The 17,910-nt window shown below is 58.7% G+C and carries 16 protein-coding genes; 6 read left to right on the forward strand and 10 right to left on the reverse strand.

Annotation, left to right across the window (positions count from 1 at the left end; genetic code table 11):
• Nucleotides 1-78 precede the first annotated feature (78 nt).
• Nucleotides 79-1,302 (reverse strand): TIGR03862 family flavoprotein, encoded by a 1,224-nt coding sequence (locus G536_RS0116730; RefSeq protein ID WP_022824751.1) that lies wholly within the window; start codon nucleotides 1,300-1,302, stop codon nucleotides 79-81.
• Nucleotides 1,303-1,492: 190 nt separating this feature from the next.
• On the opposite strand from G536_RS0116730, the gene G536_RS0116735 reads away from it, so the two are divergent.
• Nucleotides 1,493-2,683 carry a cation:proton antiporter gene (locus tag G536_RS0116735; RefSeq protein ID WP_026880298.1) on the forward strand — a complete coding sequence of 397 codons (1,191 nt, stop codon included), beginning with the start codon at nucleotides 1,493-1,495 and terminating at the stop codon, nucleotides 2,681-2,683.
• 88 nt (nucleotides 2,684-2,771) lie between these two features.
• Here the strand turns inward: G536_RS0116735 and G536_RS0116740 are convergent, their stop codons facing one another.
• The 6 genes from G536_RS0116740 to G536_RS28445 form a co-directional block, all read right to left on the reverse strand.
• Nucleotides 2,772-4,550 (reverse strand): chloride channel protein, encoded by a 1,779-nt coding sequence (locus G536_RS0116740; RefSeq protein ID WP_022824753.1) that lies wholly within the window; start codon nucleotides 4,548-4,550, stop codon nucleotides 2,772-2,774.
• Nucleotides 4,551-4,730: 180 nt separating this feature from the next.
• Nucleotides 4,731-5,558, reverse strand: a complete 828-nt coding sequence (locus G536_RS28435) for a mechanosensitive ion channel family protein (protein ID WP_022824754.1) — start codon at nucleotides 5,556-5,558, stop codon at nucleotides 4,731-4,733.
• 113 nt (nucleotides 5,559-5,671) lie between these two features.
• Nucleotides 5,672-6,052, reverse strand: a complete 381-nt coding sequence (locus G536_RS0116750; RefSeq protein ID WP_022824755.1) for a hypothetical protein — start codon at nucleotides 6,050-6,052, stop codon at nucleotides 5,672-5,674.
• Nucleotides 6,049-6,354 (reverse strand): hypothetical protein, encoded by a 306-nt coding sequence (locus tag G536_RS28440; protein WP_022824756.1) that lies wholly within the window; start codon nucleotides 6,352-6,354, stop codon nucleotides 6,049-6,051. Before G536_RS28440 ends, G536_RS0116750 begins: the two co-directional genes overlap by 4 nt.
• A 96-nt stretch (nucleotides 6,355-6,450) precedes the next feature.
• A complete protein-coding gene (locus G536_RS0116760) occupies nucleotides 6,451-6,885 on the reverse strand; it encodes a nucleoside deaminase (protein WP_022824757.1) in 435 nt (144 codons plus the stop codon).
• 106 nt (nucleotides 6,886-6,991) lie between these two features.
• A complete protein-coding gene (locus G536_RS28445; RefSeq protein ID WP_022824758.1) occupies nucleotides 6,992-10,033 on the reverse strand; it encodes a PD-(D/E)XK nuclease family protein in 3,042 nt (1,013 codons plus the stop codon).
• Nucleotides 10,034-10,102: 69 nt separating this feature from the next.
• Between G536_RS28445 and G536_RS0116770 the strand changes: the two genes are divergently transcribed.
• The 4 genes from G536_RS0116770 to G536_RS0116785 all read left to right on the forward strand — a co-directional run bounded on the left by G536_RS0116770 (nucleotide 10,103) and on the right by G536_RS0116785 (nucleotide 12,737).
• Nucleotides 10,103-10,945 carry a hypothetical protein gene (locus G536_RS0116770; RefSeq protein ID WP_022824759.1) on the forward strand — a complete coding sequence of 281 codons (843 nt, stop codon included), beginning with the start codon at nucleotides 10,103-10,105 and terminating at the stop codon, nucleotides 10,943-10,945.
• Nucleotides 10,946-10,997: 52 nt separating this feature from the next.
• Complete coding sequence (locus G536_RS0116775) at nucleotides 10,998-11,345, forward strand: hypothetical protein (protein ID WP_169515120.1); 348 nt, start codon at nucleotides 10,998-11,000, stop codon at nucleotides 11,343-11,345.
• A gap of 41 nt (nucleotides 11,346-11,386) precedes the next feature.
• Entirely contained in the window at nucleotides 11,387-12,145 is a 759-nt protein-coding gene (locus G536_RS0116780; protein ID WP_022824761.1) for a YwqG family protein, read from the forward strand.
• Nucleotides 12,146-12,233: 88 nt separating this feature from the next.
• Nucleotides 12,234-12,737, forward strand: a complete 504-nt coding sequence (locus tag G536_RS0116785) for a vitamin K epoxide reductase family protein (RefSeq protein WP_022824762.1) — start codon at nucleotides 12,234-12,236, stop codon at nucleotides 12,735-12,737.
• A gap of 72 nt (nucleotides 12,738-12,809) precedes the next feature.
• Here the strand turns inward: G536_RS0116785 and G536_RS0116790 are convergent, their stop codons facing one another.
• From G536_RS0116790 to G536_RS0116800, 3 genes are all read right to left on the reverse strand, one after another.
• On the reverse strand, nucleotides 12,810-15,020 hold the full coding sequence (locus G536_RS0116790) for a xanthine dehydrogenase family protein molybdopterin-binding subunit (protein WP_022824763.1): 2,211 nt from the start codon (nucleotides 15,018-15,020) through the stop codon (nucleotides 12,810-12,812).
• 115 nt (nucleotides 15,021-15,135) lie between these two features.
• A complete protein-coding gene (locus G536_RS0116795; RefSeq protein WP_022824764.1) occupies nucleotides 15,136-15,603 on the reverse strand; it encodes a (2Fe-2S)-binding protein in 468 nt (155 codons plus the stop codon).
• 195 nt (nucleotides 15,604-15,798) lie between these two features.
• Nucleotides 15,799-17,055 (reverse strand): TCR/Tet family MFS transporter, encoded by a 1,257-nt coding sequence (locus tag G536_RS0116800; RefSeq protein WP_022824765.1) that lies wholly within the window; start codon nucleotides 17,053-17,055, stop codon nucleotides 15,799-15,801.
• 170 nt (nucleotides 17,056-17,225) lie between these two features.
• Between G536_RS0116800 and G536_RS30825 the strand changes: the two genes are divergently transcribed.
• On the forward strand, nucleotides 17,226-17,909 hold the full coding sequence (locus G536_RS30825; protein WP_157530703.1) for a zinc ribbon domain-containing protein: 684 nt from the start codon (nucleotides 17,226-17,228) through the stop codon (nucleotides 17,907-17,909).
• Nucleotide 17,910: the final 1 nt, after the last annotated feature.

The raw sequence follows: 17,910 nt of genomic DNA on the forward strand, positions 1-17,910 counted from the left end.
TCAGATAATAGATAAACTGAAAGGGTATCCAGATAAAAAGGCAATAACTGAAGACAAACCCGTTGAATTTTGGGGGTCTTATTTTCGAAGCCACTGCGCCACACCCTGGGCTGCCCAAGCTCCGGTACTGAAGCAACCCTGCAACAAATAGCCGCCTGTAGGAGCTTCCCAATCCAGCATTTCGCCGGCCACGAAGGTGCCGGGGCGCCGCCGTAGCATCAGATGCTTATTCAGCTCCGGCCAGGCCACGCCGCCGGCACTACTAATGGCCTCATCGAGCGGGCGCAGGCCTTGTATGGGCAGTGGCACGCGCCGCAGCAGTTGGGCTAGGGCTGGAGGAGTGGCAGTGGCTTCGGGGGGCGCTACTTCGCGCAGCAGCGTGGGTACTGGGGCGCCGAGCCGGAGCTGCTGCCGCAGAAAATCGGGGAGGGAGCGGCCGGCACGGGGCTTTTGTAGCTTGGTTAGTAGTTGCTCGTCGGAAAGGTCGGGCTTGAGGTCGAGGTGGAGCAGGGCCGGCGTACCAGCCGAGAGGGCGGCGCGTAGTGCCGGCGTGAGGGCATACACGGGCGTTCCTTCCAGGCCGTATTCAGTGAGCATGACTTCGCCCCGCACCCACTCCGTGCCACAGTGCAAAGCAATGTTTTTGAGGGGCATCCGGCCCACTTTGGTTTGAAAGAAGGCAGACCATGCCACTTCCGCCCCGCAGTTGCTGGGTGCAAACGGCACACATTTCACCCCAACAGCTTCAAAGGCCGACACCCAGTTACCATCGGAGCCGGTTTTCGCCCAACTGGCGCCGCCCAAAGCCAGCACGGTAGCATCGGAACTGATTTCCAGCTCCTGGTCGGTGGTTTCGTCGCGCACAAGCAGGCTGGTGGCCCCCACAAAGCCCAACCAGCGGTGGCGCGTCCGGAGCCTGACGCCCAACTCTTGCAGGCGGCTCAGCCAGGCCCGCAGCAGGTCGGCGGGCTTGTGCACAGCTAACGGAAACACCCGGTTGCTGGTGCCCACAAACGTATGGATGCCCAGCGACGCCGCCCATTCCCGCAGCTCATGAGGCGAGAAGTGACGCAGGAATTCCTGGAAAATACCCTGTTGCTGCCCATAGCGGGCACTAAACGAGGTGGCATCTTCGGCGTTGGTGAGGTTGAAGCCGCCGTGCCCGGCCACCAGAAACTTGCGGCCCACAGTGGCCTGCGCCTCATACACCGTCACGCGGTAGCCTGCTTCGGCCAGGCGCTGCGCCGCCAGCAGCCCAGCCGGGCCACCCCCAATAATTGCAACAGATGAAGGCAGCGCCATCGAATACCCAGCAGCTAATCCGGAAAATAAAACTGCGTAAACTTACGATAAACCGCAGTGCGGCACTGCCTAAGCCGGTTGGACTGCCAGCCGGGCGTCCCCGGTGCAGTGGGCTTTTCGGCGCAGAACCCAGCAGCATCGTATACTTGAAGCGTTTATTAAGCCGGCCGCCACCGGCCGCTCCTTCTGCATGGGTTCCTACTCCATCCTTATCGGCCTTAGCGTGGCCGTTATCTTATCGTATCTGTTTGATTTGGCGGCCCGCGCCACGCGCGTCCCTTCGGTGCTGATGCTGCTGCTTACGGGTATTGCCCTGCGCCAAACCGCTGATTACTTCGACTTTACCTTCGGGGTGCCGCAAGTAGTGCTGGAAATTTTCGGCATCATCGGGCTGATTATGATTGTGTTGGAAGGCGCCCTCGACCTCAAGCTCACCCGCGAGAAGGCCCCGCTCATTCGCCGTTCGTTTCTAGCGGCGGCCCTGATGCTGGTCGTGCAGGCAGTAGCTATTGCGCTGGTGCTGCAAGCCTACGTGGGCGCGTCGTTTCAAACCTGCCTGGTGAATGCCGTGCCGCTATCGGTTATCAGCTCGGCCATTGCCATTCCCAGCGTGGCCAATCTGATGGGGGAAAAGCAGGAGTTTATCGTGTACGAAAGTACATTTTCCGATATTTTGGGCATCATGCTCTTCAATTTTGCCTTGCAGGACAACTTCGCGCAGGGCATATCGGTGGTAACCTTCTCACGCGACGTGGTGGCCGTGGCTATTGTGGCGGTGATGAGTACGGCGGCATTGGCTTTTCTGCTGGGCCGGATTCGGCTGCACGTCAAGTTTTTCCTGATTCTGGCCTTTCTAATTCTGCTTTATAGCCTGGCCAAAAAGCTGCACCTCTCGTCGTTGGTGTTGGTGCTGGTGTTCGGGCTGGCCGTGAACAATGCCGACCTGATTTTACGCGGCCCCCGGCTGCAACGCTGGCTGCATCCCGAGCAACTGGCTGCAGAGTTGCACCCACTCAAGAGCATCACTGCCGAATCAGCATTCCTGATTCGGACGTTCTTTTTCCTGCTTTTCGGCTTCAGTATCACGCTCAGCAGCCTAATGAGCGGTACGTTGCTGTTGCAGGGCCTGCTCATTGTGGGTATTCTCACCGCCATTCGTTACCTGTACCTGCGCTACATCGCCCGCACCGACCTAGTGCCGGAGCTGTTCATTGCGCCCAAAGGCCTCATCACGGTACTGCTGTTTTATAGCATTCCTGACCGGCACCACATCGGTGAAATCGGCGAAAATATCCTGTTCGTTGTGATTCTACTCACCGGCATTCTAATGATGATTGGCCTACAACTAGCCAACCGCGAACCGGAAATAGGGGAGTATTAGTGGCGAGAGATGAACTGGTGAAATAGTGAGTTTTATATTCTGCTTGCCCGGATTCGTATTGATAGAACATGAAACTCACAATCTCACCTCATTCCATTTCCTTGAGCAGCTGCTTGCGGTAGCCAGCCAAGATGGTGGATTTCAGCAGGAAGCCCACGTAGTGCCCGTGGTCGACGACAGGGAGGGCCGGGACGCCGAGCTGCTCCATGCAGCGCAAGGTGTCAAGTAGGGAATCGTCGGTGTTGACGGTGGCGGGCGGCTCGGTCATCAAATCCCGGACGCGGGTGGTGGTGTAGTGCTCGTCGTCAAACAGCGCGTCGCGCACCGTGTCTAAGGTGACGACGCCTACCAGTTGCCCGTCTTGGTCGGTTACCGGGAAAATATTGCGGCTGGCGTGGCGAAAGGTTTGCACCAAGTCGCCGAGAGTGTCGTCGGGGTGCACGGCCACGAAATCGGTCTGGGTGAGGTGCGGAACGTCCATTTGTGCCAATAGGCCCCGGTCCCTGTCTTTGTGCATATACACGCCGCGCTGCACTAGCTTGCGGGTGTACACCGAGTACGGCTCGAAGTAGCGGGTAATAACGTAGGAACTGCTCGTGACCAGCATCAATGGCACGAACAGGGCGTAGCCGCCGGTAATTTCAGCAATTAGGAAGATGGCCGTGAGGGGCGCGTGCACCACGCCGGCCAGCACGCCCGCCATGCCCAGCACAATAAAATGCACTTCCGGTACCGTGGTCAAACCGCTCATATTGATAAGCCGCGCAAACACGAAGCCCAGCAGCGCGCCCGCAAACAACGACGAGCCAAACATGCCCCCGTTGCCACCCGCGCCCACCGTAATAGTAGTAGCAAATACCTTGAGTAGCATACTAGCCGTGGCCACGGCCAGCAGAATCCACACGTTTTCGTCGCGGTACACCGCGAAAATGGAGCCGTTGATTAGTTCTTGGCCCTTGCCTGCCAGCAACGACTGCACAATGTTGTAGCCTTCGCCGTAGAGTGGTGGAAACAGAAATACCAGCACGCCCAGCGCCAAACCGCCCAGCATCACCCGTCGGAAAGCACCCGGCCACCGCTCAAAGAACTTTTCGGAGGCGAAGTACACCCGAATCATATAAACCGACAGCATGGCCGTGCACAAGCCCAGCATCACGTAGAATGGTACCGCATCAACGGGCCAACTGGTGGTGATGAGCACGAATGGTTGCCCCGCAAATAGTGCCTTTGACACCACCGTAGCTGTAGCCGCCGAAATCAGCAGCGGAATGAAAAACGGGGCCGACAGCTCGCCTAGTACTACTTCCACCGCAAACAGCACGCCCGCAATAGGCGAGTTGAAGATGGCCGCCACGCCCGCCGCCGCCCCGCAACCTACTAGTAGGCGTCGCTCACGCGGGCCCACCCGTAGCAATCGGGCCAAGTTGGAGCCCTGCGCCGCGCCCGTTACAGAAATGGGAGCCTCCAACCCCGCCGAGCCACCAAATGACACGGTCAGAAATGAGGTAACCACCTGCGAATACAGCTTGCTGCGCGGCACGATGCTGCTTTGCCGGGCAATATTATAAATGACCGGTCCCAACCCCCGGCTTAGGTTACCATCCAGGAAATAGCGGGTAAATAGCACCGACAGCGCAATGCCGATGATGGGATAGAGAAAAAGCGCAAATACTCGCTTTTCTTCTGGCACCCAAGAGTACAGAAATTCCTGTGCGCCGTGTACCGAGCCTTTCAGCAATACAGCTGTCAGGCCCGCCATCAGACCCACCAGAATGCTCACCAGTATCAGGTAGACTCGGTTGTTGATGTGGCGTAAGCGCCATAGCAACAGCGGACTAAGCAGCCGGTGAACAATATTTTTGGCCATACCCGTAGGGCAAATGTGAAAACAAACCGGCCAACCCAACTGCCAACTTGCGTACTATCAACGCATAATACTGAAAAGTAGTGAGAGAGTGAGACAGGGACAGGTGCGTTTGCCGCTCTTCTACGCAAATGGCGCAAGCTGGACATCAAACCCCACCCATTCACTAGCTCACTACCGATCCTATTGTGTCAGGCTGGGAGGGGAATAGCTTTTATCGATGAGCAGGTTTTTGATGCGTTGCATCAGCTCGCTCTTGGTTTCGAGGGCGCCCCGGCGGTATTCCTCCGACGACGACCAGAAATACACGCGAATATCTGCGGTGGTAGCCCCCGATTTTTCCAGCACCAAGTACGGTGCCCGCGGTGCCTGCTGTTGCACCTCGGGTTGGGTGCGCAGAAAATCCATTGCCAAATCCCGCACCTGCTCATAGCGTCCCTCGGGCCCATAATCCACTGAAATCAGAAAATCTTGCCGCAGGTCGCCGCTACGGGTGAAATTGATGAGTGGCTCCTTAAGTACTATGGAGTTGGGAAGGAATACGTGCTTGCCATCGAAGGTGCGGATAACGGTGGTGCGTAGGTTGAGGGCTTCCACGTGGCCGGTCTGGTCCCGGATCTGCACAGTGTCGTCGAGGTGGAAGGGGCGGTTGAAGGCCAGAATGACGCCGGCCAGGAAGTTCTCGGCAATATCCTTGAAGGCAAAACCCACCACGAAAGCCGACAGCCCCGCCGCACCCAGCATCCCCGTCACGACGCCCGAGAGGCCCACCACTTGCATAGCCAGCAGCAAGCCCAGTAGCAGAAACACCCAGCGGCTGATACCGGTTAGGAAATCGGCCAGCAGCGGGTCGTGGGCGCGTTTGCGTAGCCGGGTGCCTAGTACTCGGCTGAGGCGGTTGGCAATGAAAACGGCGGCCAGTAGTAAAACAAGGGCCAGCGCTAGTTTCGGCAGGACGTACAAAAACTGCTGCCAATACGCACTCAGAACACGGTGCAAATCACGAAGCATAGAAGGGCATTGCGGTAAAACCAACAGCCCCGTGGCAAAGCGCCGCCGGAGCAAAACAGGGTTTTACGCAATATGTAGCCCGTCGGGTTCCATTGCAGGCAATAATGGCGGCGCTAAGCCGGCTGATTCAGCCAGCGCCAGAAAATGATGCCCCCCACCCCGTAGGCCACTACATCGAGCGGGTCGGCGGTGGCGCGGCGGTCAAAAAGGGGCAGAATTGCTTCGAACCACACAGCGAAAACCGCCCAGGTGCTGACAATCCAGCTGGTAGGCAGCACGAAGCTGGGGCGGCGGAAGTACCAGCGCCGCATGAAGTAGAGCATCAGCGTCAGTTCCAGCGGTAGCGCCAGCAAATCGGCCAGATGAAAGCGCACCAAGTCCGGCAGCAGCCACTGGTTGAACCGTGGCCCTCCGTATTTCTGAGCGGCCACTAGCATGTAGAGTACTGTGCCCGCCAGAAATAGCGGATGCCGCAGTTCACGCGGCCATTTCATCCGGCTAGCAGCGTCAGAAACCACACTACAAACGACACTAGTGCCCCAAATACCAGTTGCCCACCTTGAATAATGCGTTTAAAGAAGCGCATGGTGGGGCTGTCGTCGGGCTTGATTTCGATGCGCATGAACGAGGGTAGCGGCTCGTTGGCCAGGGCTTCGCGCTCCCGCTCACTGCGCATGCGGGGCGCGTCCAGGTACAGGCCGCACCGCTCACACCGGTCGTCGGCGCGCTGTTGCCAGCGGCTCCAGAACCCGCAGTGCGGACACTTTTTGGAGGCGGTGAGGGGGGCTTGTTCCATAAGGCAAAGGTACGTCGTGTGTTGTTGGTTATCAGTTGCTGCTTGTTAATTGATAGCCAAACCAAATAACAAGCAGCAACTAACAAGTAACCTCACTCAGAGCTCCATAATATCCTCGTTCCAGAGCGTGGGCTCGGCTTCGATGAACTCGCGCATCATCTCCACGCACTCCTCGGAATCCAGAATCACGACTTCCACGCCGTGGCTTTCCAGAAACTCCTTGGACTCGCCGAACGTGCGCGCTTCCCCCACCACTACCTTCGGAATTTTGAACTGCACGATGGTTCCAGCGCACATGTAGCAGGGCATGAGCGTAGTATAGAGCACCGTGTCCCGGTAGGTGCGCTGGCGGCCGGCGTTGCGCAGGGCATCCATTTCGCCGTGGGCAATGGGGTCCAACTCCTGCACCCGCTTGTTGTGTCCGCGGCTCACAATTTCATTGTCGCGCATCAGCACCGAGCCAATCGGAATGCCGCCTTCCTTGCGTCCTTGCCGCGCCTCGGCTATAGCAGCCTGCATAAATTCGTCCATGTTCTGGTTGTTGATAGGTGGGAGTTGATTGTTGAATTGCTGCTTGTTAGGGTTGAGAGTTAATTGCCGGATGTGCGTGCGACAAGCAACTCCCAACCATCAACAATTACCGCGCACAAATGCCGCGGTAGGGGCAATATTGACACTTTTCCAGGTCATCGGTCTTACGGATGAACTCGGTGGGGTCGAGGATGCGGTTGACCAACTGGCCAAGTAGCTCCTCACTGCGCGCCATAAAGCTCTGGCCATCAGCAGTGAGAAATGACATATCAGCAGACATCGGACCGGCCGGAATGTTGCGCAACGAAATGATGGCCGCATCGGCAGCGGGGCGGCCGCCCTGCTCCAACATGAAGCGGTAGAGCCAAAGCTGACGCACTTTGTCGGCAGCTGAAGTATCGTCGCGGATGAGGCGGTCGGCGGCTTCGGCGGGCGTTTCGTTGCGCTTTTGCAGCTTCAGCTCGTGGGCGTGCACGAGGCCCGTTTTGTAGTCCACTACCCGCAGGCGCCCGTCGGGCAGCTGGTCCACCCGGTCGGCGAAACCGATGAGGCTGACGGGTAGCTTCTCGCCGCTCGGCAGTGCCACGTATACGGTAGCTTGCAGGGCTTCCTCGATGCTTTGAATCAGGAGGGGTAGGGCGTTGGGCTGGGTGAGCAGGCTCTCGAAGTAGCGGCGTACCAACTGGCTGGCTACCTGGCCGAGTACGTGGTTGAGGCCCTCGTCGGCGCGGGCATGTCGCTCGTCTTCCTCTTTGCGCAGGGCTTTGGCCACCAGCGCCGGCGCCGCCTGAATCAGGGCCGGAATGGCTGCTTCAGTGAGAGGTTGCCGGTTGCGTTGGAACGGAGCCAGCAGTTTCTCCAGTACCTCGTGTACCACCGTCCCGAAGCCATCTGCGCCCAGTGCCTCTTCCACCTCATCGGCTTCGCGGAAACGGGCAATGCGGTTGAAATAGAACTTCAGGGAGCAGTTCAGGTATTCGTTCAGGCCAGTCGGGGAGAGGCCCTTTACCAGCACTTCGCGCAAAGCTGCCAGCATGCCCAGATCCTTTTCCAGGGTAAGGTCGTTGGTGATTTCGTGCGCCATTTCTTCCACTGCGTCGGCTGAGCCGTGAGGTGGTTGGCTGGCTAGTGGGGCGCTGGAAACAGGGGGGGCTTGCGCTGGGAAATCGGGATGATTAGAAACGGTAACAGCCGTCAGATCCTCTAGCACTAAGGCCGGGTTCTGAGGCACCAAATCGTTTTGGAGTTGCAATAGAAAGCGGCTTCGTTCGCCGGTGCGAGTGCCCTCGGCGCCAGGTAGCACGTGTACCAGGTCTACGCGGCGGGCACGCTGGAGCAGGCGCCAGAACTGGTAGGAGGTGGCGGCTTCGTGGTCGGCGTAGGTGGGCATGCGGAACTCGGTCAGCACGTCGTAGGGGAACAAGGACGTGTGGCGCTTGGGAGCCGGCAGTACGTTCTCGTTGCAGCTGAGCAGGATGATGTGGTCGAAGTCAAGGGCGCGAGTTTCCAGCAAACCCATCACCTGCACATCGGCAATGGGCTCCCCCGAGAACGGCAGGCGGGTGCGGGTCATCTGCTCGTACAGGAACCGCCGGAACGAGCGTACCGACAGCCGCTGCTCCCGGCAGTCGAACACCGAATCCAGTCGTTTCACCAAGGTGAAAAACAGGTACAGATACTCGGCCTCGATGGCAGAATGCTGCTCGGTATAGACCTGTTTCAGCAAGTCAATCAGCACGTAGCAGGCGTCGATAATATCGTCGCAGGTGTCCCAGGTTCGGAACAGCGCCTCAATCAGCGGGTGGTGCTTGCCGATGTCCAGTAGCTCGGTAGCGGGCAGCAGCACGGCGTTGCGCTTCACGATTTCGCGGCACACTCCATCCAGCAGGCCGTGGTATTTCTTGGTGGGCTGTTTGTCGAGCCACTGCTGGTAGCGGCGTAGAAACGGGTGGCTTAGCAACTTGGTCACGGCCAGGTGGTGGTAGCGCGGCACGCCGTAGCCCGTTTCAGCGGTGCCCTCCCGGATACCGGTCAGGTGCACCTCAAACAGTAAATCTACGAGGTTGAACAGAGGCGTGCTTTGGAAGCTGAGGCCCATGGTCACGTTGTAGTCGGGCACGGCATCGGGCGGGAGGCCGTGCAGCACGGGCAGCAGCAGGGTTTCGTCGGGCAGCACCACGGCCACGGTGCTGTTGGGGTACTGAGTGCGGGCTTCGGCCAGTAGCTGCCCGGCCACTTTACCCTGCATGCTGGCATTGGCCACGCCTACGAAGCGCACATGCCGCGGCAGGTTGCGCAACAGGTCGGTGGGCGCGCCAAAGTCGCCGAATTCGGGCGGAGCCCAGCGTTTCAGGTAGTTTTTCAGGTGCTGGCCGGCGCGGTTCGGCGAGTCGAAGTCGAGGTAGAACAGGTCGGCATCGAAGCGTACTTCGGCCCGACCGGCCCGGTGCAGCACGTCAATCAGCGTAAACTCAGCCTTCGAGAGGTAGCCGAGGCCCAGAAAAACGTGTTTAGCGGGCATAGTGCCGTTTTTCACTTGCTCACTCATGCGCTCGGCAGCCAACCGATAGGCCAACCCCGGATATGCCACCCGGTCCTCTATCATGCGGCGGCGCAAGCGGCGGTACACCTTCGTGAGGTCGTCCCAGAATTTGAAATAAGCCCCAGTTATCGACTGCGGCGAGGGTGCGTCGTCCAGTTCCCACCGCTCCAAGGCTTTGGCCTGCGAGAGGTATTCGAACACCTTATTGGCGGGCGCCAGGTTTTGGTCGAGGTTGGAGAAGTCCTGGAGCAGCAGCCCCGACCAGCCTACAAACCGGTCGAAATCTAGGTCTGCGTCGATGCCTTTAAGAATGTCGAACAGCAGCAGTTGCAGCGCAATCGGCTCTTCCACCTGCACGCCGGCCAGCTCCACCATATAGTCTTCCATGGCCGCCACACGGGGGCTCCACAGGGCCTCACCGGCGCTGGTGGCCATGGCCAACTCGTTCTTGAGGTACACCACCGCCCGCCGCGTGGGCACCACCACCACCAAATCCGACAATTCCTCCGGCAAATAGCGGCTCACTAAATCGTGAGCGGCCTGCGAGAGAAACGAGTTGGTAACGGTGGTAGGCGGGGCGGCGGGGGAGAGGACTTGCGAATTCATGGAAAGTAAAGATACCTTGCAGCCACCCAGAAAAGGCGTGCAAGCGTCGGAAATCGGGTGGTTGTTTCTATGAACATCTTGAAGGCCTGCGCAAGTGCCATTCTATTCAGTGTGTTACACTGGGGCCTGATTTCGTGCAACCAAAGCTCACCTGCCGCCGAAACCGCTACTGCGCCGCCCGTACCGGCCGATACTACCGCGCAACCCCTAGCCCCACTGCCTAAGCCAGCGGTAGATACCACCGACATCAGCCAGCTGCTACTACGAACAGCGGTAGCTGATACCACGCTACGAATAGACGGCCAGCTGTATCATTTGCGTTTGCGCGCCACTGCCGACTCAGCGCACATGCTCACGGCCGTAACTTCTGGTATTGTCGGCGAAGCCTTTGCTGCGGACAATAACTTCGTGCGCAACCAGCGGGTACGGGGGCCGGAGGGAGTATACAGCATCACGCTAAGCGAAGCTACTGACGGGCGGCGCGTGTTCCGCCGGGAGTTTCGCAAAGCAAACTTTTACTCCTTAGTAGGACCCGACATAGCCGTAGTGGCCGAACCCGAAATACCAGTCTTTCTGGGCTACTATCCGCACCTTGGCGGGCTAGCGTTCTGGCAAAGCGTAAGCATTCCGCAGAGCGACGTGGGCAACTACCTGTTCCTAATACTCGCTAATACTCGACCTGCGCGGTCAGGTTCGGGAGTTGTCGTACGGCAATGCGGGTGGGTACGGCAGCGCGGATTGTATCCCTTGTCCGGCACCCAATGGGCAGGCGTTGCTAACCTGCGGCAAATTGCTCCGCCCTGGCAAAGCGCCTTTGTCGCTGCTGAAACCCAAAGCCAAACTAGCATTGGCCCGCTTCCTCAACGACAGCACCCTACTCACTATTTATGCCTATGGAGAGCACCACTATGAGTACGCAGCCGATAGTTCACTTCAGTCGATGGATTTTATAGAGCCGCCGCAAATGAAACGGGTACCCAATGCCTTCCTTACCACTATGCACGGTACCAAGCTGGCCTCATTTCGCTATAATGGCGCAATGGACCTGCTCGGCAATTACGTGCCGCGCATCTATGTGCCGAAATGTCAGACATATTATCTGCTGGATTACGAGCGGGGGCTGCGGCTGATTTATAAGCGTAACCCCGCTGCCACGCGCGAAGTGCTCTTCCAGCAGATGGCCCGCTTTAAACCGCCCCAGACGTCCCAAGAGGTGCGCTTTCAGCTAGATGTGGAGGGGAGTAAGATGGAATTCTACGCCGACCAAAACCACCCAGAGCGGTTGCGCTACCGGAAGCTGGCAACGCAGTAAGGAAGCGCTATACTTGATTTCAACCCCAAATAACTTCCATTATGATTCCAGATTTTCTGGCCCCTTATGCCGCTCAGCTAGAGCAATACAAGTTAGAGAGTATCAAAATTAAGGCTGCCCCACTGGCTGCCGACCGGCCTGTTTCAGCCGACAGCAAGTTTCGGGGGCTACCGTATTTGCCGCTGGCTATACCTTATCCGGTTGATGAAGCCGGGCAGCCGATGTTGCTGTTGGCGCAGATCAACTTGCGGGAGTTGCCTACTAATGGTATGCTGCCCGCGTTAGGGCTACTTCAGTTCTATGTGGCAGCTCACGATTGGTACAATATGGACCAATCGAAAGTGCTTTATATCAAACCTGAACAGCTAGAAACGGAAATTTGCGAGGATTACAGCTTTCTGCCACCCAACCATTATGAGGATAGCCCCATCAACTATGAACATCAACTGACGTTTGAGCGGGCCATTGAATATGGTGCCACTCAAGACCACCGATTTGAGTTGGAATTCGATGGGATGGATAGCTACGAGTACTCCGAAACATTGAATGAAGTCGAGCAAGAATTGTTTCAACAGTTCTTGGATGCCGACGGCCACAAATTAGGCGGTTATGCAGCTTTCACGCAGGAGGACCCACGGGGAATCGATTCGCAATCATCCCCTGACGTGCAGTTGTTGCAAATCGACATCGACGAAGAAATTATGTTCGGAGATTCAGGAGTAGCGCATTTCTTCATTGATGAGCAAGCATTGAAAGAGGGCCGTTTTGAGGAGGCCTATTTCTATTGGGACTGTTGCTGAGGTGCGTTGTGCTTGGGAAGCTCCTCCTTAACTAGACCGCAGCCGTTGCCGTACCCTTTGGCAGTCTTTCACTGCAAAAACGGCTTCCATGAATCCCACGCAACTTAGCTACGAACTCCGCAACGGCAAGAGTGCCGACCTCACCCGCCGCCGCTGGATTATCGGCCTCTCCATCCTGGGGGTGGCCGCCGGCCAGATTGTGAGCCTCTACCAGACCGGCATCATCAAGCACCTGCCCGACCCACCCGTCGGCCCCTTCGATTCCGACAAAGTAGACGCCTCCGACTACGGCTACAAGCGCCTCGACACCCCTGATGCCCTGCCGATGATGGTAACCTATGGCCTCACCGCCTGCCTGGCCGGGGCCGGCGGCATCCGCCGGGCCTCACAACAGCCCTTTCTGCCGGTAGCTATGGGCCTCAAAACCCTGTTCGACACCGCCAATACCTTATTTCTGGGCCGAGAGGAATGGAAGGAAAACAAAGCATTATGCTTTTACTGCCAAGTTGCTACGGTAGCTTCTATAGCGTCGCTGGCGCTGGCCGTGCCGGAAGCAGTGAAGGGGGCCAAACAACTGCTAGGTAAAAAGTAGAAATCCCACAAGGAAAAGACCTCGTCATGCAGAGGCGCTAACCGAAGCATGACGAGGTTTTGTAATTTTATCCTAAGCTAACAGCTTTTCTGGCCGAATAGGAAGTTGCCGAACCCGCTTGCCGCAGGCGTGGAATACCGCGTTGGCGAGGGCTGCGGCAGTGGGACCCTGGGCCGCTTCGCCTGCCCCAAGAGGCAGCTCAGTAGGACGGTCTAGCACGGCTACTTCCACCAGCGGCACCTCATCGAAGCGGAAGATGGGGTACTGCTCCCACTGCCGGGTCGTGACTTGCTGGGCGTTGAAAAGCACTTCCTCGTTGAGGGTCCAGCTGGCTGCCTGAATAAGGCCGCCTTCGGTCTGGTTGCGGAGGCCGTCGGGGTTGATGACTTCGCCAGCGTCAATAGCCGACCAGATTTTCCGTACCCGCACGGTGGCGCCATCCTCCTCGGGGGCTATGGCCACTTTGGCTACCACAGCGCAGTAGGCGGCCTTGTTCTTGTAGCGGGCAAAAGCCACGCCCAGGCCTTCGCGCGGAGCCAGCTTCTCGGTGCGCACCATGTCGCGCACCTTGCGGATTACCGCTTTGGCTCGCTCGTCGGTGAGGTGGCGCAGGCGAAATTCGTAGGGGTCCTGACCGGACTTCACGGCCAGTTCTTCCATAAAGCATTCGAGGGCAAACACATTGCCGAACGCGCCCAGGCTGCGCAACGCCGATACGCGCAACGGCCCCTGCACGTAGTGCGTGTCTACGCGCACGGCCGGGAAGTCGTAGTACGGCTCGGAGTTGCGGTAGATGCCGCCGCTGAAGTCGTCTTCGGGTTTCGGGAGGAGCGGCTCGGCGAGGTACTGCGCGGCCAGCAGCTTTTCGGGCGAGCCAGCGGGGCGGGTGCTGTGCGTATCCGACCATAGCTCGTGTTGCCAATGCGTAATCTGGCCGGTTTTGGGGTCGAGGCGGGCGGCCATATCAAACAACATGGCGCTGCCGTAGGGCTCCCAGGCGTGCTCGTCTTCGCGGCTCCACTGCACCCGCACGTGGCGGCCGGGCACGGCGCGGGCCAGCAGCGCGGCATCGGCGGCTACGTCGTCGGCGCCGTTGTGGCCGTAGCAGCCCGAGCCGGGTACGCCTTTCACGTGCACATTGTCGGGGTTGATTTTCAGGAGCTTAGCCAGCGAATCGCGCAACGGATATACGCCCTGGCTGTGAGTCCAGACGTGCAGCGTGTCCTTTGCAAACAAGGCTACCGCGCAACTCGGCCCGATGGAGCCGTGCATGAGGTAGGGCTTGAAGTAGCTGGCGCGCAGCGTGGCATCGGTGGCCAGCGCGTCTACGTTGCCTTTATCGGTGGTGCGCTTTTCCACGGCGGGCAGGCTCCGTAGGTGCTCGGCCAGCGGCTTATCGGCCGGGAGTTTCCGGCCCCCCGACCAGCGGGCGTGCAGCCGGCCGTAGTCCTGGGCCAGCTTGGCATCGTACTCCCGCTCGGCCAGCAGTCCCACAAAACTGCCATCAATTACCACTTGCAGCACGCCCGGCACCGCTTTTTGTAAAGCCTTGGTATCGAAGCTGGCTAGCCGCCCCTCGTAGCTGGGTGGGCGCAGGATGCGGGCGTGCACCATGCCCGGAAAACGCAAATCCTGCACATAATATGATTCGGCCCGCACCATCCGCTCGATGTCGTCGCGCGGTATTGAGCGCCCTACGTAGCGGTAGTTGGCTTTGGGTTTGAGTGGAAGCGGGAGGCGAACTTCATCGGTGAGCTGCTGGCCGCCAAGGAGTTGGGCGAAGCTAAGCTGGCGGCCACTGGAGGCGTGCACGGCCCCGTCGCGGAGCGTTAGCCGGCCGGGCGTGGTTCTGAACTGGGCCGCGGCCAGTATCAGCAGCTTCTGGCGGGCCGCCGCCGCCGCGTAGCGCACCGACATGGCGCTTTGCTCGATGGATGCACTGCCGGCGGTGTACCGTTCGTCGGGGGTGCGGCCGGTTTCGGCCAGTACCACCTCCACGCGCTCCAAGGGCATATCCAGCTCTTCGGCGGCTATTTGCGCTACCGCCGTGCGGATGCCCTGCCCGATTTCAATCTTGCCGGTCAGCACCCGCACCCGGCCATCGGCCAGCACTTCCAGCCAGGCATTGATGCGCGGATTGTCCTGCAAGCTGCCCGGTAGTTCTGGCCCCGCCGACGCTGCCGCCAGCGGACCAGCGCCAAACATAACAAACCCAACAGTCAGGCAGCCAACGCCTTTCAGAAAGTCGCGGCGCGAAGCAGTGGGAGCGGAGTGGTGGGACATAAATAGGTAGGGCTAGGCTCCCGCCGGGCGGGTTGCTGCTGAGAACAAGCTTACTGATAGATGGAATCTGGAGTGCAGAAACTTGGGCTGGCGGCGGGTCAAGTGGCAGCCGGCGCTATACGCCAGCGGCGCGCTGCACGGCCTTGATGGCGCGGGCCTGTACGCTGCACCGGCATAGCACCCGAAACAGCCCATTGCGAATGGCCGCCTCATCGGGCTTCGGGTACTGCCGCAGCAACGACACCGCCGAAATCACCATGCCATTCAGGCAATAGCCGCACTGCGCGGCCTGCTCCTGCACGAAAGCGGCCTGTACTGGATGCAGCGTTCCATCAGGAGCAGCCAGGCCTTCGAGGGTGGTAATGGCCACGCCGCCCGTTACTTGGTGCACGGGCAGTTGGCAGCTCGGCCAAGCCACATCATCGAGCAGTACCATGCAGGCCCCGCATTGCTGCAAGCCGCACCCGAACTTAGGGCCGTTCAGTGCCAAGTCGTTACGTAGCACGTACAGCAGGGGCGTGGCCGGGTCGAGGCGGAGCGTGTGCTGCTTCCCGTTTACCAGCAAAGTCAAATTGGCATCCATATAAAAGCGTACTGCCAGTTGAGTTAAAAGGATGCACAAGAAGCTCAGCCGTGCATCGGGTTGCCGACTTATTGCACCAAGCCAGTGACATTGGTCAGCGAAGCGCGAAGCTGTAACTCCGCGCTAACGTTGCTTGCAGTGGGTTAGTACGTAAGTAGTTGCGCGTTACGCAGTGGGGCATCCACTAAGCAAGATCTACTCTGTGGTAGCCGTTGCCTCAACCGGCGCTTGGTAGCTGCTCAAGGAACGCATAGCCAGCAACAAGCTCCCGACGGTGAGTACGGCGCCAGTCAGGAAGGGTGCACCCGGAAATTGTATGGGAGCACCAGCGCTGGTGAAGTAAGAGAATAGATTGGTCATCAAAGGAGGCCCCACAATGGCCGTGAGGCTAACGAGGCTGGCTAGTGCCCCTTGCAACTCGCCCTGTTCATTGGGCGGCACCTGCCCCGACATAATTCCCTGCAACGCCGGGCCCGCAATGCCGCCCAGGCAGTAGGGTATCAGGAAGGCAAACATAAACCAGCCCGTCGGCGCAAACGAAAACAACAGGAAACCAATGGCATAGAACCCCAGCCCAATAAACACCGACCGGGCAGCGCCCAGCTTCGGGTTGAGGTAGCGGATGAGTACGCCCTGCACCAGCGCAGTCAGCAACCCAACGACCCCCAACGAATAGCCCACCCAAGCCTCATTCCAGTGAAACTTATACATCGTGTAATACGACCAGGTGCTTTGGGTGGCATGCGCCGCCACGTACACCAACGTTAGGGAGCCCACCAGCCCTAAAATCACGGGGTAGCGGCGCAACAAATTCAACGAGCCGATGGGGTTAGCCCGCCGCAGTTCAAAGGGCCGCCGGTTTTCTTTGGCTAAGGATTCGGGTAGCACGAAGAAGCCGTAAAGCCAGTTGAGCAGCGTCAGGCCCGCTGCCACCAGAAAAGGAACATTCGGCCCAAACTGCCCCAGCGTACCCCCAATTACCGGCCCGATAATGAAGCCCAAACCAAACGCCGCCCCAATCATCCCGAAGTTCTTGGCCCGGTCTTCGGGCGTGCTGATATCGGCAATGTAGGCGCCAGCCGTGGTGAAACTGGCGCCGGTGATGCCCGCAATCATGCGGCCCACAAACAGCCACCCGATGCTCGGCGCAAAGGCCAGGAACAGGTAATCGAGGCCGAAACCGAAGAGGGCGACCAGCAGCACCGGCCGCCGCCCGTACTTGTCGGAGAGGTTGCCGAGCACCGGCGAAAACAGGAACTGCATGCCCGCAAACGCGAAGCTCATCCAGCCGCCGTAGCGCGCTGCCGTGCTGAGTGGCTCGCCTGTGAGGTGCGTAATCAGCTTGGGCAGCACCGGAATGATGATGCCAAACCCGATAACGTCGAGCAGCAGCGTAATAAAGATAAAGATGAGCGCAGGCTTGCGCGCCGAGCCAGTTTGGGGTGCTAGCATATATCGTGAGGAAGGGAATCCTAAAGGTACCGGCTTCAGCGCAGCGAGTTGCGCGTATGGTGGTGCTTCAAAAATAATTACCTATTTAGTGGCTCCTTGCCGCTCAGTTGCTTGATTTTTATTGAAACCCGCTCCCCTTGAACCGAGGTGAGCTTTATAACAAACTCTTTATGCTGTTATTCTTCGGAATCGGTAACACGCGTGTCACTACTGTACCATTGCCCGGCCTTGCCTGTGTGCACTGTGGCACAACTACTTCTCTCACCAGCACCGTTATTTCGCGCTACTTCCATCTGTTTTGGATTCCGGCTTTCCCGATAGGAAAAACCAGCGTAACCGTGTGCCAGCACTGCAAGCAGACCCTAACGGCCCGCGAAATGCCTGCTGCTTACCAAGGTCCTGTACAAGCTATTCAGGCGCAAGCCCGCATTCCGCTTACCAATTTTGCCCTGTTGATACTCCTCGGCGTAGCTATTGTGTTGATCTTCGTGATAGTCAAAATCGCCCCGCGTAATGCTGACAGCGAGTCGTCTTCCGCCGCCAGTGCTGCCGCTTCCACCGGCACCGCCGAAAATGCCTTTCGCGACGAGCAAGTGGCAGTAGGTGCCCGCTACAAGTTCAAAGCAAACGATGATGGCCGCAGCTACGGGCTGGTGCAAGTCACGAAGGTGACCACCGACAGCGTGTACTACAAGACAACAAATGTGCTTCGGGGAGAGTTATCGGACGCCTCCGCTGCCCTGGCCCTGCGCGACTCCCTGTCTACTGCCGTCCCTACCAACGCAGTGGCGAAACTTCAGTGGCACTACGCTACCACCGGCCAAGGCATGTTCAAACCCCTGGAGTTGGAGTAAA

Source organism: Hymenobacter norwichensis DSM 15439, from assembly GCF_000420705.1.
Lineage (GTDB): Bacteria > Bacteroidota > Bacteroidia > Cytophagales > Hymenobacteraceae > Hymenobacter > Hymenobacter norwichensis.

Excerpts from the sequence above, each read along its gene's own strand:
- G536_RS0116730 (WP_022824751.1), bottom strand. The coding sequence starts at position 1,302 with ATGGCGCTGCCTTCATCTGTTGCAATTATTGGGGGTGGCCCGGCTGGG.
- G536_RS0116735 (WP_026880298.1), top strand. The coding sequence starts at position 1,493 with ATGGGTTCCTACTCCATCCTTATCGGCCTTAGCGTGGCCGTTATCTTA.
- G536_RS0116740 (WP_022824753.1), bottom strand. The coding sequence starts at position 4,550 with ATGGCCAAAAATATTGTTCACCGGCTGCTTAGTCCGCTGTTGCTATGG.
- G536_RS28435 (WP_022824754.1), bottom strand. The coding sequence starts at position 5,558 with ATGCTTCGTGATTTGCACCGTGTTCTGAGTGCGTATTGGCAGCAGTTT.
- G536_RS0116750 (WP_022824755.1), bottom strand. The coding sequence starts at position 6,052 with ATGAAATGGCCGCGTGAACTGCGGCATCCGCTATTTCTGGCGGGCACA.
- G536_RS28440 (WP_022824756.1), bottom strand. The coding sequence starts at position 6,354 with ATGGAACAAGCCCCCCTCACCGCCTCCAAAAAGTGTCCGCACTGCGGG.
- G536_RS0116760 (WP_022824757.1), bottom strand. The coding sequence starts at position 6,885 with ATGGACGAATTTATGCAGGCTGCTATAGCCGAGGCGCGGCAAGGACGC.
- G536_RS28445 (WP_022824758.1), bottom strand. The coding sequence starts at position 10,033 with ATGAATTCGCAAGTCCTCTCCCCCGCCGCCCCGCCTACCACCGTTACC.
- G536_RS0116770 (WP_022824759.1), top strand. The coding sequence starts at position 10,103 with ATGAACATCTTGAAGGCCTGCGCAAGTGCCATTCTATTCAGTGTGTTA.
- G536_RS0116775 (WP_169515120.1), top strand. The coding sequence starts at position 10,998 with ATGAAACGGGTACCCAATGCCTTCCTTACCACTATGCACGGTACCAAG.
- G536_RS0116780 (WP_022824761.1), top strand. The coding sequence starts at position 11,387 with ATGATTCCAGATTTTCTGGCCCCTTATGCCGCTCAGCTAGAGCAATAC.
- G536_RS0116785 (WP_022824762.1), top strand. The coding sequence starts at position 12,234 with ATGAATCCCACGCAACTTAGCTACGAACTCCGCAACGGCAAGAGTGCC.
- G536_RS0116790 (WP_022824763.1), bottom strand. The coding sequence starts at position 15,020 with ATGTCCCACCACTCCGCTCCCACTGCTTCGCGCCGCGACTTTCTGAAA.
- G536_RS0116795 (WP_022824764.1), bottom strand. The coding sequence starts at position 15,603 with ATGGATGCCAATTTGACTTTGCTGGTAAACGGGAAGCAGCACACGCTC.
- G536_RS0116800 (WP_022824765.1), bottom strand. The coding sequence starts at position 17,055 with ATGCTAGCACCCCAAACTGGCTCGGCGCGCAAGCCTGCGCTCATCTTT.
- G536_RS30825 (WP_157530703.1), top strand. The coding sequence starts at position 17,226 with ATGCTGTTATTCTTCGGAATCGGTAACACGCGTGTCACTACTGTACCA.